The sequence below is a fragment of the Paenibacillus turpanensis genome, from assembly GCF_011421635.1.
Lineage (GTDB): Bacteria > Bacillota > Bacilli > Paenibacillales > YIM-B00363 > Paenibacillus_AK > Paenibacillus_AK turpanensis.
In genome coordinates this window covers 157,438-170,673 of record NZ_WTLI01000012.1, presented here as the reverse complement: position 1 = coordinate 170,673, position 13,236 = coordinate 157,438, and the positions used below count along the sequence as shown (strand labels likewise).

Genomic DNA, 13,236 nt, shown 5'->3' with positions numbered 1-13,236 from the left:
GGCATGACTCCGGAATTAGGGGGCCTAACCGTTGTTTACCTCGAGGCGCCTCTCGGAGCCCGGTATAATCCAAATATTTTGTATTATCTTCCCCCTGTATCGAGCAATCGGGGCAATTCGTCCGAATTAATACAAATAATTTGTATTATTGGTATCAATTTATCATTCCAACTAAAATTAATACAAATAATTTGTATTATAGCGTTGCTCGAAAAGCGCAGCTAGTTGCGTTGCCACTAGATCATGCGCTGCGCCTCACTCACCCAAACCGGAAACAAATGCGGCCAACCGCCGGCATCGCTCGTTTTTTGCCATATTTGTGCTATTTGAAACTATGCAAACCATATATAATAATAGGACCGTAAAATCTTACCAGCTATTGGAGGTGGCTGTCATGCTAACACCAGGAGAGCTAGCCGCAAGATTAAACCGTCTCGTACTGTCTATTTTACTAGTCGGGCACCAACGCTGCGAACCGGGCTGGCGCCATACGCTCCGAACGATCAAGCACCATTCCTTTTGGCTCATTGTGAAAGGCCGTGGCCACTTTACCATTAACGGAACGCGGTTTCCCGCAGAGCCGGGCAAACTGTTCTTCTTTAACCCGGGCATGCAGGTATCTCGCGACAGCGACGAAGGGAATCCGCTAGAATACTATTTTGTGCGCTTCCACTGCACCGAGGCTTACGAGGAAAAAGAGCAATGGGTCATCGGCCAGCCGGGAGGCGCCGAGTTCCCCTTTCACGGCATGTACTCTGTCCACAATGTCCCGCAGCTCATCTCTCTCATTGAACATCTCGATACCCTATGGAAGCGGCGCGGCCATATGAACGCCCTGCGCCGCAAAATCGCGCTGTACGAATTTTTCCTTGCCCTGCTGACCGATTTTCGCGCGCAAAAAATCGCCGGGGATACAACCGCAGCGATCGAAATGACGCAGGATTACATGATCAACCATTACCGGGACCCGCTGACGTTGGAGCAAATGGCACAAATGGCCGGCCTGAGCGTCAGCCACTATTCCCGGTTATTCAAAAAATGCATCGGCTACAGCCCGATCGACTATTTAAATCACCTGCGCATGGACCGCGCAAAAGAGCTGCTCGTGCTTTCCGATTATCGGCTCAAGGCGATCGCAGGCAGCGTGGGCTATACCGACGAATTTTATTTTAGCCGTATCTTTAAGAAAATCGTCGGCGTTCCCCCGCGCGAGTATGCGAATCGGCACCGCGTTGCATCAGGCGGGAAGAAATAAGTTCGTGTAAACAAAACAAACCCGCTTCACACGTTATCTCCCGCATTCAGCGTAATCATTCTGCACAGCCCGCCTGCTCAACGACCGCATAGGCGCCGGCCAGCTCCGATGTGTGCGTAATCGTGACATGTATGCGTACATCCGGATGAAGTCCAAGCCGGCGCACTGCCGATTCCGACAAGCGGCATACCGGCTTTCCAAGCTCGTCCGGGCAAATCTCTATATCTTGAAAGCCCGCCTTGGAGCCGATTCCGCAGCCAAGCGCCTTCACCACCGCTTCCTTCGCGGCAAAACGCCCCGCCACAAATTCCGCCAGCCTGCCCGCTTTTCCGCGCGCGGCCTGCTGCTCCCCTTCCGTCAGCACCCGCATGATAAACCGTTCACCCGCAGCGCTATCAACGGCCTTACGAATACGGGCGATTTCCACAAGATCCATTCCGATGCCAATGATCATCCTTTTACCTCCGATATACCAAACACACCAATCCTTTTTCATAGTATACAAAAAGAGTTCCCACTCAGCCAACGCCATCACTTCTTCACAATTTTAGCGTATGTAATTTTTACAAACACCTCATACTAAGTGATGTTTATCAGCCCTTTATACTAAGGACATTGACCTATGACATTGGAACGTACCATTTTGCTATTCGCTTGGGTGATTGGCCTTGCTACCATCGCCTTTTTCGTGACACGTCCAAAGCCTCATCGCTTTATCCTCGCATACATGATGTGCGGATCCCTTGTGTGGATTAAAGTGGCGCACCATGTTTATTTCAATATGGTCATTTTTCCTGTCCGCGAATTTCCAAATGCCACCAACTTTGGTTTTACCCCTCAATACATGCTGTACCCGCTGATTTGCAGTTTATATATTATCTCAGAACCTCAGGGAAGTTGGTTGCGACGAGTACTGCATCTTTTGCTCTTCACGGTACCGCTTACCTTCCTTCATACCGCCCTTGCGTTTTTCACCGATTTGATGGAGTTTGTCCGATATAATGCCTTGACTGCATGGTTGTATTTTATAACTGTATTTGTAACGACGAACGGCCTTGTCCGCTGGTTTTTTCGCGAACCCGTCCTGTTCCTAAAAAGGAGGGGGGACGATTGAACACGGAATATGCAATCATCGCCTATGTTTGGGGACTCTCCCTTCTCCTATGGTTTTTAATACCGCGGGCCAAACGGAGACTCGCTGTCACCGCCTTTTTATTTAAGCAAATGATTACGTACCCGCTCGGACTCCTTGTTGTTGAGTATGACCTGCTCGCTTATCCGGTCCGGCTGCTTCCTGAAATTAACCGGGCTAGCCTTACGTTTGAATTTTGGGCGTACCCGATTCTTTGCGCCTTCTTTAATGCACATTTCCCGGAGAAGCATAAATGGTGGGTGAAGCTGGGCTATTATGCGAGCTTCTGCTCAGCATTGACCGTAACGGAAATTTTTCTGGAGAACCATACCAATCTAATACGTTACATTCAATGGAATGCGGCATGGACTTGGGTTTCGCTTTACCTCACCTTTTTCATTACCCGATCCTTTTGTGCTTGGTTTTGGAAAAGGCTGCCGTTGCCGTCATCCGGCTGATTCACGATTCACCTGCATGCGTCTTCATCGAAAATGGACACAGGCCGGACACTCCAGTACAATATGAAGCGCAGTAGGAGCATACGGATCGGAGGTAATGAGGACATGCTGGAAAAAGAACGCCGGGAGCTGCTGGACAAGGACCGGACCTATGTATGGCACCCGTTTACTCAGATGAAGGACTACGCGGAGCGCGATCATCTGCTTGTGGAGCGCGCCGAAGGTGTTTTTGTGTACGATGCGGAAGGCAATCGCTATTATGATACGAATTCCTCGTGGTGGGTCAACGTGCATGGGCACGGGCATCCTCGTCTGCGTGAAGCGGCAGCCCGGCAAATGGAACAGATTGACCACACGATGTTCAGCGGTATGACGCACCGCCCCGGCATTGAGCTTGCCGAGCAGCTGGTGCGGAGGTCTCCGGCTGGACTTGATAAGGTGTTTTATTCCGATAACGGCTCGACAGCGGTGGAAGTGGCGCTGAAGATGTCGTTCCAATATTGGCGGCAAAGCGGCAAGCCGGACAAAACGAAGTTTGTATTTCTCGACGGCAGCTATCACGGCGATACAATTGGAGCGGTCAGCGTAGGCGGCGTGGATCTGTACCATTCGATCTTTAAGCCGATGCTGTTCCACGCCTACCGCGTGCCTTCCCCTTCCCCGCAGGCGGAAGGGGGCGTTGGCCCGGAACGCGCGCTGGACGCGCTGCGGGAGCTGTTTGCCGCCGAGGCGGACCGCATCGCGGGAATCATCGTGGAGCCGATGATTCAAGCTGCCGGCGGCATGCTGATGCACCCGGCGGACTATGTCGCCGGGGTGCGGGAATTGTGCACCCGCTACGGGGTGCACATGATTGCCGACGAGGTCGCCGTCGGCTTCGGGCGCACGGGCAGGCTGTTCGCGTGCGAGCATGCCGGCGTTACGCCGGATTTTATGTGCCTGTCGAAGGGACTGACGGCAGGCATTGTCCCGCTGTCGGCCACCTTGGCGACGGCGGAGGTGTTTGAAGCGTTCTACGACGACTACGAACGCTTCAAGCAATTTTTCCACGGCCACAGCTTCACCGGCAACCCGGTGGCATGCGCCATCGCTCTCGAGAGCCTGCGCATGCTGGACGAGCCGGAAACGCAGGCGCGCATGGCCGCGGGAGCCGAAGCGCTCGCCGCCGAAGCGCAGCGCTTTGCCGCCCGGCCGCATACCGGGCGCCTGCGCACGCTGGGCCATGTCGCGGCGTTTGAGCTGTTCGCAGACGCGGCAGCCGGCGTCCGCTTCGATTCCGCCCGCCGCACCGGCTTCCAGGTGTACCTGGAAGGCCTGCGGGAAGGACTGCTGCTGCGCCCGCTCGGCGACACGCTGTATTTTTGGCTCCCGCTGTGCGTGGAGCCTGAGCAGGTCCGCGATATCGCGGACCGCACGGAGCGCGTGCTCGATCGGCTAGGGCTGTAGCCGATTGCCAGCCGCTAGTGCTGGAAGCCGCCGCTCTTCGGATACTCCAAGACGATTAGCAAGGTTAGCAGGGGCGGCAAACAGAGCACCTGCAAGCAAAAAAAGACACATGCCGCATGGTAAGGGCATGTGTCTTTCTTTTATTCAAGGGCATCAAGAAGTGCCTGCCCTACCCTTAAATTCCCGGAATCGGTACGCGCTTGTGCTCGGTACGCAGGTACTGCTTCTCGAGCTTTTCGCGGGCCTCCGTGCCGATATCTTTGCCTTCGAGGTAATCGCTGTTATCGTCGTACGTAATGCCAAGCTCGGTCTCATCCGTCTGCCCTTCCCAAAGCCCTGCCGTCGGCGCCTTGGTGATGACTCGCTCCGGCACGCCAAGCACCGCCCCAAGCTGGCGCACCTGGCGCTTATTCAGCGTTGACAGAGGCGTGATATCGACCGCTCCGTCCCCATACTTCGTGAAGAATCCGGTGATCGCCTCCGATGCATGATCCGTGCCGACCACCAGCAGGTTCAGCTCAAAAGCCAGCGCATATTGAACCACCATCCGCGTACGCGCCTTTACGTTACCTTTGCCCCCGCGGCTCAAATGCTTATGTATTCCCATCGCCTTCAGCGCATACTCGGATTCGAGCGCAATCTCATTCACAGCTTCCTCGATGTTCGTTTCCACCGTCGTTTTCAGCCCGATTGCCTGCGCCACCGAATACGAATCCTCAATGTCCGCCTGCTCTCCATACGGCTGGAACACGCCCAGCGTCATATATGCCTTGCCTTCTTCGGCTGTCAGCTCATCCGTCGCCTTTTTGCAGAGGGCCGCCGCCACCGCACTGTCAATGCCGCCGCTAATCGCGATCAAGAGGCCCGCCGTCCCTGATTTCCGCACATAATCCTTTAAAAAATCCACTCTGCGGCGAACTTCCGCCTCTGGGTCAATTTGCGGCTTTACACCTAGCTTTGCTATGATTTCCTGCTGCAACGACATCGCCAATCCCTCCCGGTTTTTCCTAGTATGACCGCATTATACCGCTGCAAGACACCCTTTTCAACGGAGAAGGTCTTTGATACGATAACAGGTATAAAAATAAAGGCTTGCGCCCATGGAGAGAAGGTTACGACCGTGATTGATATTCACTGCCACATTTTGCCCGGTGTCGACGACGGCGCCAAAGAGATGAAGGATGCGCTTGAAATGGCGCGGCTTGCGTATGAGGACGGCATTCGCCACATTATTGCGACTCCTCATTTTAATAATCATTTTCTCGTTGAAGCGGAAACCGTTCGCGCGAAGGTAAAGGAGCTTCAAGCTGCCCTTGACACGAATGGCATCGGCATTACAATTTATCCGGGCAACGAGGTCCGTCTCGAAAGCTGGGACTTTGTGCAAAGCAGCGCCGAAAATGGCCGGTTTTGCTATCTTGCCGAAAATCCTGCCTATGTTCTGTTTGAAATGACGTTTACAGGCTATCCTCAGGACGCGGTGAAAGGGGTAAAATGGTTCCGTGAACGCGGTACACAGCCGATTATCCCGCATCCGGAGCGCCATTTGTTTTTCCGCGAGAAGCCGGAGCTGTTGGAGGATCTGATCCATGCCGGCGCGTGGACGCAGGTTTCGGTAGACAGCCTTGTCGGTAAAAATGGCGAGGACGTACGGTTTTTCGCCTACTCGCTGATCGATCGCGGCTTCTGCCACACGCTTGCTACGGATGCGCATAATGAGCTGCGCAGGCCGAATCTCTCCGAAGGCTTCCGCATTGTCGAGCGCCATGCAGGCACGGCGGCGGCACAAGTCATCCGTGATCGGATGAACGCGATGATTCCGGCGAAGTAAGGCTCGATATAATGATTTTGAAAAAGAAGCAGGACAGCGTTGAGGCGCTGTCCTGTTTTATTTTGGCGGGAGGCGTGCAGCTTCTCCTGCTTATAGATTACGCCTGGCTGACGCGCTTGCAGCAAACGAGCGGGAATTGGAAATGGGCAAAACATTTTTGTCCTCCCAATAGTGTTTTGCCGGTCTTACTCTATTTAAAAGTACCAACTATGTTTCTCTAGACCCACTCGATGGTTGACGTTTATGATAACAAAGGACCTAAGAGATTGGGGGAAAATGCCTGATGGATCAATACACGGAGATGAAGCAAGGTGAAAAAGGCGCCTGGCTCAGCCTCGCTGCATACATCCTTTTAACCATTCTAAAATTATATATCGGATATGCTTATTTATCAGAGGCGTTAACGGCAGACGGCTTGAATAACGCCACGGATATTTTCGTTTCGCTGGCTGTCCTCGTCGGACTAAAGATTTCCCAGAAGCCGCCCGACCACAACCACCGGTACGGCCATTTCCGTGCGGAAACGGTAGCCTCGCTCGTCGCTTCGTTCATTATTGCAGCGGTCGGCCTGCAGGTCATTTATTTGGCCGTCAGCAAATCGATTACCGGCGTGCACGAAACGCCGGATATGACCGCGGCCTGGACGGCGCTGGCGTGCTCCGCCGTAATGTTTGCCGTCTACGCGTACAACAGCCGCCTGGCGGCCAAAATTAACAGCGGCGCGTTAGCCGCCGCCGCTGAAGACAACCGTTCCGATGCGCTGGTCAGCATCGGCGCTTTTGCCGGCATCGTCGGAGCGCAGTTCGGAATGCCGTGGCTGGACCCTGCGGCCGCGTTTATCGTCGGCCTGCTCATTTGTAAAACGGCTTATCGGATTTTCCACGATGCCACGCATGCGTTGACCGACGGCTTCGACGACAAGCAGCTTAAGGAGTATAAACAAACGATCGAAGCGACGGCCGGTGTGAAACGGGTTGCCGATCTTAAGGCTAGAACGCACGGCAATCAAATTTTGCTCGACGTTACGATCCTCGTCGATCCGAGATTAACGATCGTGGAAGGACATCAGATCAGTGACGAAATCGAGAAGCGAATGCTGCAGGCGCACCAAATCTCTCATGTGCATATCCACGTCGAGCCCCAATCGCCCATGATCGGCGCCAAGGTGGAAACCCGATCGTAGCCGCAGCGCATTGAAGCCAGTAACTTATGATTTGCCGCACACTTAGATGGTGGATCGTATGTGATGCGTGCTCGACCCGTTCTGAACCGCTCAAGCTCGAAACTAATTTCAACGAACTGGAAGCTCAAACAATATAAAAACTTGCAAACTTACCAAAACTTAAAATCAACTTAAGACTTGAAACTAATCTAAAGCTAACTATAATAACTTAAAACGATTCCAAGACACTTCTAAAACTAGCCCGATAAAACAGTCGAGAACTAACCTAGAATCCCCTCTTCCTCGAGACTTTCAGTAATATGAGTAAAAAATGAGTAAAAAAATTCCTGCAGAATCGCAGGAATTTTTTTGTATTTTTATGCTTCAGGATGCTAATACAAGTAATTTGTATTGTTTAGTTGAAACTCACAAAAAACACATCAAATAAACCAAATAATTTGTATTATCCGCTCGGACGTGCTCGTTTTGGGGACCAATCTCAGAAACAATACAAATTATTTGTATTATTTCCGGAGGATTCGCTGATCCTGCGATCACTTATACAAATTATTTGTATTACCGTCCGATGTTGTGGTGTGGCTGATCAAGTATGTTGGGCAGCCGATGGTTGGTGGCGCATTCGAGTGTACTCGAGCGGCGATGGGTTTGGTGGCGCATCCGTGTATGCTCGAGCGGCGGGCTGGTGTGTCGGCGCATCCGAGGATGCTCGAGCGGCGATGGGTTTGGTGGCGCATCCAAGTATAATCGAGCGTCCAGGTTGGTTTGGTGGCGCATTCGAGGATGCTCGAGCGACAAGTTGGTTTGTTGGCGCACCCGAGTATACTCGAGCGGCAGCTCTTGTTGTCATGGTTTACGCATACTCAGCGTCGGCGGTCGGCGGCGTGGATTCGTGTGCATAGCCGCATAAAAAAGATCGCCCCCTCCGCGGCCTGCGGAAGAAACGATCTTTTCCTGCCTTATAATTTAAGGCTTACTTGCAGTGCTTTTCGAATGCTTCTACCAGTTCTGCGGAGATTTGCTCGGCAGAACGGTCCTCGATCATGTGGCGCTCGATGAAGTGAACGAGCTCGCCATCCTTCATCACAGCGATCGAAGGCGACGACGGCGGATACGGCGCGAAGTATTCGCGTGCTTTCGCCGTTGCTTCGCGGTCTTGCCCCGCGAATACAGTGTACAGGCGGTCCGGCTTCACTTCATTTTGCAGCGCCTTTCCTACGCCCGGACGGCATTGGCCTGCCGCACAGCCGCAAACGGAGTTCACGACTACAAGAGCTGTGCCCTTCATGTTGTTGAACGCCTCTTCTACTTCTTCAGGCGTGCGCAGCTCGGTAATTCCCAACCGAGTCAGCTCATCGCGCATTGGCTGGACGAAATCGTCCATATACATTTGAAACGACATCGACATGACGCTTCACTCCTTATAAGTGCATTTTAAGAAAACAGCTGAATATTTAGACGCTATCTTTTCTTATGTGCTATTATACGGTTCCCATCTAGAAAAACGCAAGCAAGGCAGACCTCGATAATGTCCGGCCTGCCGCTGCAGCTTGCTTAAACTGTATGACTTTTGCCTTTTTAGCGACTGCTCTGCATGGAAATTCGCTAGGCAATCATCGAATTCCTCTGAAAATTGGTCTTCATGATAAGAGACAAATGGGCAGCCAGCAAATAGAGCTAACGTAGATCCAGCGCTGCATTGAAACCCCAAAACTTGGTGAGCGAAAAACCTTTTTTAAAGCTACCGGTTCCGGCTATAGAGTCAACATAAACGAAGGCCGTCATTGCCCCTTGCCAAATACTGCTTACTTGTCCTGCTTTTTTTCCTTTTCCTGACTCGGATCGTTGTCGCCTTCAAAGGCTACGTCATGAGTAGGGTGCATGAAAATACCACCCTGCGGCTGGATGCCCTTTTCAAAATAATTGCGGTTCTCCGCCGTCTGAAAACCGACATCCTTATACGGATGCACCCACTCGTCACCCGCCATTACGGCAGGATCGGTATCCTTCGACCAGCTGTTCAGCGGGCTGTTCGGCGATTCATAATCATGGTCGCCGATCAATACGCCGTGTTCATTAATAAAAGCCTCGCGCGGCCCTCGGCCCTGCTGAAATTCCGGCAAAAACTCTATTTCAAAAGGATCCAAAGCGGGGTCGCCCAGCCGCTCCTTCTCCTTTTTCGGATCAAACTCGTTTGCCATACAAATCCCTCCCGCGGCAGCGTTTTAGGTGGACGGCCGGTTCGGTCCGTCGAGCTTCTTATCGATAATCGGCTCGTCGTTTCCATTGGAAAACTTGCGGTTTTCCTTCTCCTGGATCTGCTGAAGCTTGGAATCCTGCGATCCTTTGTTCGCCATGAGAACACACTCCTTTCTGTTTTGGCTAGTATGTGCAAACCGTGCGACTTTATCCTTCTCACCACCCGGTTTAACACACCTTATCGATATAACGCCCCGACGTCAGTCGTTGATCCGTGGCTTCCTACGCGTAATGAAACTGTCCGAGAATCGAAGCAGTTAATTGGCCATTGCCAGGAGGATTCGTCAATACGAGTGTATTTATGAGAAAAATCGACAACCCGGGCACGAGTCCATACCGCCAACGCCCCAAAGGCATAGGATACATTAACTACACAGGAAGGAGTGATTTTCAATGGCAGCAGTAACAGGCGCAGGCGCATTCACATCGACGGGGGCGATTCTGGTCCTTTTCATCCTGTTAGTTATCATCTCCCGCACCATCACATTATAAGCAGCACTCGAAAATCGAACTTCATTTTCATATAAACTCATTTATGTAAACTACTCGGGAAATTGCATGTAAAGGGATCACAGTCACACCAGCCTGCCGGTTCGTCCGGCGGGCTTTTCAGCTTGCCATTGTACATATCAGCGCGAATCCGGTTACAATAAGAACAGACAAAATACGGAACATTTTCCCGCATGCTGAAAGGATGAATGTAGTTGTGAAGCACGACGTAATTGTGATCGGCGGCGGCCCTTCCGGGCTAATGGCCTGCATCGCGGCAGCACAAGGCGGAGCTAGGGTACTGCTCCTTGATAAAGGCGATAAGCTGGGACGAAAGCTGGGCATTTCCGGCGGCGGACGCTGCAATGTAACGAATGCCAAAGAAATTGAAGAGCTGATTAAGCACATTCCAGGCAATGGGCGTTTCTTGTACAGTGCCTTCGCCAACTTCAGCAACCGCGACATTATCGAGTTTTTTGAAGGCATGGGGATTCGTCTGAAGGAAGAAGATAACGGGCGCATGTTTCCTGTAACCGATAAAGCAAAAAGCGTCGTAGACGCCCTTGTGTCCAAGGTGAGAACCCTCGGTGTGGAGATCCGTGTAAACACCCCGGTTGCAGAGGTCTTGTATGAAAATAACCGCACCTCCGGTGTGCGCCTCAAAACGGGGGAACGGCTCGAAGCCCCTTGTATTATTATCGCTTCCGGAGGCAAGTCCGTCCCGCACACTGGCTCTACAGGCGACGGCTACGCTTGGGCGGAAAAGGCCGGTCACACGATTACCGAGCTTTTTCCAACTGAAGTCCCTCTTCTCTCCCGCGATGCGTTCATTCAAAGCAAGGAGCTGCAGGGCCTTTCGCTGCGCGACGTCTCCCTTACGGTATGGAACCCGAAGGGCAAAGCAGTGGTCACCCATCCGGGAGATATGATTTTTACCCATTTCGGCCTTTCCGGGCCCGCCGCGCTCCGCTGCAGCAGCTTTGTGGTTAAGCTATTAAAGCAGTTTGAGCTGCCTTACGTCACGCTTACGATTAACCTTATGCCGGGCAGGTCTGCCGCCGATGTATATGAAACGACGATGGCTGCGGCACGGGACGATTCAAAAAAGGCTGTGAAAAATGTGCTCAAGCAGCTGCTGCCCGACCGAATCATCCCGATTTTGCTGCTCAAGGCAAGACTGTCCGGCGATATCACGTACGACAATATTCCGAAGCAGGAATGGACGGAGCTGTGCCGACTGATTCAGGCGTTCCCTGTTCATATTCACGGCACACTATCGATAGAGGAAGCGTTTGTGACTGGAGGCGGCATACACTTGAAGGAAGTCGATCCGAGAACGATGGGGTCGAAAATGATGCCGGGCTTGTATTTTTGCGGAGAGGTGCTTGATGTCCACGGTTACACCGGGGGCTACAATATTACGGCAGCCTTTACGACCGGCTTTACGGCTGGGAAAAGCGCAGCGGAATTCGCTCTGGAGGCGGAGGAAACAGCCGCATATTAGCGCGATGAAGCTAGAGAGCGTCATCAATTCAAAGCATCGACCGGAAGGAACGGCACAGCTTTCAAGCCAAGAAAGAGCGAGGACACCACGTCCCCGCTCTTTCTTGTTTCATCTAGTGCTCGACCGATACGGCCTCCACAAACTTTTTACGATTCACAACCTGCCACACAATCACCGCAATCCATAATGTAATCGTGACTGCGTAAATCAAAGCCAGCAGCTGTCCATCCTCCACGCCGATCGATTGCAGCATCGTCCGCAGGTTGGTCAAAATAATAAAACCGCCCACTAGAACACCCAGCATATAGGCAGGAATGATTCGTACAAGGTATGCCGCGATCGGTGCCGCAAGCACGCCGCTGATCATGAAGGCGAACACCCACGGCCAGTGGAACTGATCCCAGCCCATAAACAAGACAAAACCAAGTGTTGCGGATACCGCAATGGCAAACTCGCTGGCATCGACGGTGCCAATTACTTTACGCGGCTCCATTTTTCGTGCGAGCAGCATCGGTGTTGTGATCGGACCCCAGCCGCCTCCGCCAACGGCGTCGAAAAAGCCTCCCGCTAGGCCAAGCGGCAATAAAAACTTGCTGGATATTTTCTTGCCCGGCTTGGAAGCTTGGCGGACCAGCATGAAACGAAGCAGAATGTACACTCCGAGCACAAGCAGGAACCCTGAAACAAACGGCTTGATCATATCTCCCGGTATGCTGGACAAAAACGCCGCTCCAATAAAGGCGCTGATTGCTCCAGGAATCGTAAGCCGCATCAGAATCGTCTTGTCTACGTTCTTGTAGTAAAGATGCGATGCTCCCGACGCTGCAGTTGTTGCAATTTCCGCCATGTGAATGGAGCCCGATGCCACGGCCGGTGCCACACCAAACATCAACAATAAAGACGAAGAAGTTGCGCCGTATGCCATCCCTAAGGAGCCGTCCACAAGCTGAGCTGCAAAACCGATTAACGCGAAGATGAGCAATCGTTTCATCTTTTTTATCCCCTCTCCATAATCCCGAGTAAACCACTATGTTTTATTGTATTATAAGGAATTATTTCAGGTTCGTAAATAGGGTCTTATAAAATAATTTTCGTTTCTATACGAAAAGCCCCGGAATTCGCTTCCGAGGCTTTTGCATGGGTTTGAACCGCGTATGAAAGTCAAAAATGGTTGCTACAGACGGATCCCCGGCTCAAAATGATCGTAAGAATCTCCTCCCGGGTCAAAAACCCCGTTCTCATCCGCATCGCTTCCCGCAGTCGCATAATGCTCCGGCCAATCTTCGTTCACGGTGTGGGCGGGAATCCGAATCTCATCCATCCCATAAGCGCTGTTATAGGCGCTTAGCTCCGTAGGATAGTCCTTCGTCTCCAGCAGCTTGCCGCCATGCGACTGGGCAATTTGCAGTGCTGAGGTTATGTCGTTGCGTTCCACTTCAAAATCAACGCAGCAGTTTCCGCTTTCTTCCCTTATTTTCGGCTCGTAACCGAGCTCTTCCAATGTATCGAAAGCGGCATAGGCAGAATGACGATCCGGAAATTGAAAAGAAATCGCATTTTCTCTCATCGTAATTCTTCCTTTCAGAACAGTTTCGTTTTCTAAATTTTTTTCAAAAATTCGTTTGTAAAAATCGTTGAAATGAATTACACGAATAGCTTGCCCGAACGGCAAACAATTCATG

At 52.0% G+C, this 13,236-nt stretch carries 16 protein-coding genes; 9 read left to right on the top strand and 7 right to left on the bottom strand.

Annotation, left to right across the window (positions count from 1 at the left end; translation table 11 throughout):
* Positions 1-394: 394 nt before the first annotated feature.
* On the top strand, positions 395-1,255 hold the full coding sequence (locus GQS10_RS13130) for an AraC family transcriptional regulator (RefSeq protein ID WP_166242858.1): 861 nt from the start codon (positions 395-397) through the stop codon (positions 1,253-1,255).
* A 55-nt stretch (positions 1,256-1,310) separates the two neighbouring features.
* Here the strand turns inward: GQS10_RS13130 and acpS are convergent, their stop codons facing one another.
* A complete protein-coding gene (gene acpS, locus GQS10_RS13125) occupies positions 1,311-1,709 on the bottom strand; it encodes a holo-ACP synthase (RefSeq protein WP_166242856.1) in 399 nt (132 codons plus the stop codon).
* Positions 1,710-1,877: 168 nt separating this feature from the next.
* On the opposite strand from acpS, the gene GQS10_RS13120 reads away from it, so the two are divergent.
* The 3 genes from GQS10_RS13120 (at position 1,878) to bioA (ending at position 4,291) form a co-directional block, all read left to right on the top strand.
* Positions 1,878-2,369, top strand: a complete 492-nt coding sequence (locus tag GQS10_RS13120; RefSeq protein WP_166242854.1) for a CBO0543 family protein — start codon at positions 1,878-1,880, stop codon at positions 2,367-2,369.
* Positions 2,366-2,845, top strand: a complete 480-nt coding sequence (locus GQS10_RS13115) for a CBO0543 family protein (RefSeq protein ID WP_166242852.1) — start codon at positions 2,366-2,368, stop codon at positions 2,843-2,845. The genes GQS10_RS13120 and GQS10_RS13115 overlap by 4 nt, the downstream gene beginning before the upstream one ends.
* Positions 2,846-2,950: 105 nt before the next feature.
* On the top strand, positions 2,951-4,291 hold the full coding sequence (bioA, locus tag GQS10_RS13110) for an adenosylmethionine--8-amino-7-oxononanoate transaminase (protein WP_166242850.1): 1,341 nt from the start codon (positions 2,951-2,953) through the stop codon (positions 4,289-4,291).
* Positions 4,292-4,466: 175 nt separating this feature from the next.
* On the opposite strand, the gene nadE is transcribed toward bioA, so the two are convergent.
* On the bottom strand, positions 4,467-5,276 hold the full coding sequence (gene nadE / locus GQS10_RS13105) for an ammonia-dependent NAD(+) synthetase (protein WP_166242847.1): 810 nt from the start codon (positions 5,274-5,276) through the stop codon (positions 4,467-4,469).
* A gap of 135 nt (positions 5,277-5,411) precedes the next feature.
* Between nadE and GQS10_RS13100 the strand changes: the two genes are divergently transcribed.
* From GQS10_RS13100 to GQS10_RS13090, 3 genes are all read left to right on the top strand, one after another.
* A complete protein-coding gene (locus tag GQS10_RS13100; RefSeq protein ID WP_166242846.1) occupies positions 5,412-6,122 on the top strand; it encodes a CpsB/CapC family capsule biosynthesis tyrosine phosphatase in 711 nt (236 codons plus the stop codon).
* Between the two features lie 283 nt (positions 6,123-6,405).
* Positions 6,406-7,305, top strand: coding sequence for a cation diffusion facilitator family transporter (locus tag GQS10_RS13095; RefSeq protein ID WP_166242844.1), 900 nt, complete (start codon positions 6,406-6,408; stop codon positions 7,303-7,305).
* 575 nt (positions 7,306-7,880) lie between these two features.
* A complete protein-coding gene (locus GQS10_RS13090) occupies positions 7,881-8,204 on the top strand; it encodes a hypothetical protein (RefSeq protein ID WP_166242842.1) in 324 nt (107 codons plus the stop codon).
* A 71-nt stretch (positions 8,205-8,275) separates the two neighbouring features.
* On the opposite strand, the gene GQS10_RS13085 is transcribed toward GQS10_RS13090, so the two are convergent.
* The 3 genes from GQS10_RS13085 to GQS10_RS23495 form a co-directional block, all read right to left on the bottom strand.
* The gene (locus tag GQS10_RS13085; RefSeq protein ID WP_166242840.1) at positions 8,276-8,710 is read right to left on the bottom strand and encodes a BrxA/BrxB family bacilliredoxin; all 435 of its coding nucleotides are present in this window, start codon (positions 8,708-8,710) and stop codon (positions 8,276-8,278) included.
* A gap of 397 nt (positions 8,711-9,107) precedes the next feature.
* Positions 9,108-9,503, bottom strand: coding sequence for a DUF3905 domain-containing protein (locus tag GQS10_RS13080; RefSeq protein ID WP_166242838.1), 396 nt, complete (start codon positions 9,501-9,503; stop codon positions 9,108-9,110).
* Between the two features lie 24 nt (positions 9,504-9,527).
* Positions 9,528-9,659, bottom strand: coding sequence for a hypothetical protein (locus tag GQS10_RS23495; RefSeq protein WP_279538000.1), 132 nt, complete (start codon positions 9,657-9,659; stop codon positions 9,528-9,530).
* 295 nt (positions 9,660-9,954) lie between these two features.
* Here GQS10_RS23495 and GQS10_RS22930 point away from each other — a divergent pair, with 295 nt between their 5' ends.
* Positions 9,955-10,053 (top strand): YjcZ family sporulation protein, encoded by a 99-nt coding sequence (locus tag GQS10_RS22930; RefSeq protein ID WP_207952257.1) that lies wholly within the window; start codon positions 9,955-9,957, stop codon positions 10,051-10,053.
* A 214-nt stretch (positions 10,054-10,267) separates the two neighbouring features.
* Positions 10,268-11,554: an aminoacetone oxidase family FAD-binding enzyme gene (locus GQS10_RS13075; RefSeq protein WP_166242836.1), complete on the top strand. Its 1,287-nt coding sequence runs from the start codon at positions 10,268-10,270 to the stop codon at positions 11,552-11,554.
* A gap of 112 nt (positions 11,555-11,666) precedes the next feature.
* Here the strand turns inward: GQS10_RS13075 and GQS10_RS13070 are convergent, their stop codons facing one another.
* Both GQS10_RS13070 and GQS10_RS13065 read right to left on the bottom strand, forming a co-directional pair.
* Positions 11,667-12,545: a sulfite exporter TauE/SafE family protein gene (locus GQS10_RS13070; protein WP_166242834.1), complete on the bottom strand. Its 879-nt coding sequence runs from the start codon at positions 12,543-12,545 to the stop codon at positions 11,667-11,669.
* Between the two features lie 183 nt (positions 12,546-12,728).
* Positions 12,729-13,121, bottom strand: coding sequence for a hypothetical protein (locus tag GQS10_RS13065; protein ID WP_166242832.1), 393 nt, complete (start codon positions 13,119-13,121; stop codon positions 12,729-12,731).
* Between the last annotated feature and the right edge of the window lie 115 nt (positions 13,122-13,236).

Coding starts and splice junctions, on each gene's coding strand:
- GQS10_RS13130 (WP_166242858.1), top strand. CDS start 395: ATGCTAACACCAGGAGAGCTAGCCGCAAGATTAAACCGTCTCGTACTG.
- acpS (WP_166242856.1), bottom strand. CDS start 1,709: ATGATCATTGGCATCGGAATGGATCTTGTGGAAATCGCCCGTATTCGT.
- GQS10_RS13120 (WP_166242854.1), top strand. CDS start 1,878: ATGACATTGGAACGTACCATTTTGCTATTCGCTTGGGTGATTGGCCTT.
- bioA (WP_166242850.1), top strand. CDS start 2,951: ATGCTGGAAAAAGAACGCCGGGAGCTGCTGGACAAGGACCGGACCTAT.
- nadE (WP_166242847.1), bottom strand. CDS start 5,276: ATGTCGTTGCAGCAGGAAATCATAGCAAAGCTAGGTGTAAAGCCGCAA.
- GQS10_RS13095 (WP_166242844.1), top strand. CDS start 6,406: ATGGATCAATACACGGAGATGAAGCAAGGTGAAAAAGGCGCCTGGCTC.
- GQS10_RS13085 (WP_166242840.1), bottom strand. CDS start 8,710: ATGTCGATGTCGTTTCAAATGTATATGGACGATTTCGTCCAGCCAATG.
- GQS10_RS13080 (WP_166242838.1), bottom strand. CDS start 9,503: ATGGCAAACGAGTTTGATCCGAAAAAGGAGAAGGAGCGGCTGGGCGAC.
- GQS10_RS23495 (WP_279538000.1), bottom strand. CDS start 9,659: ATGGCGAACAAAGGATCGCAGGATTCCAAGCTTCAGCAGATCCAGGAG.
- GQS10_RS22930 (WP_207952257.1), top strand. CDS start 9,955: ATGGCAGCAGTAACAGGCGCAGGCGCATTCACATCGACGGGGGCGATT.
- GQS10_RS13070 (WP_166242834.1), bottom strand. CDS start 12,545: ATGAAACGATTGCTCATCTTCGCGTTAATCGGTTTTGCAGCTCAGCTT.
- GQS10_RS13065 (WP_166242832.1), bottom strand. CDS start 13,121: ATGAGAGAAAATGCGATTTCTTTTCAATTTCCGGATCGTCATTCTGCC.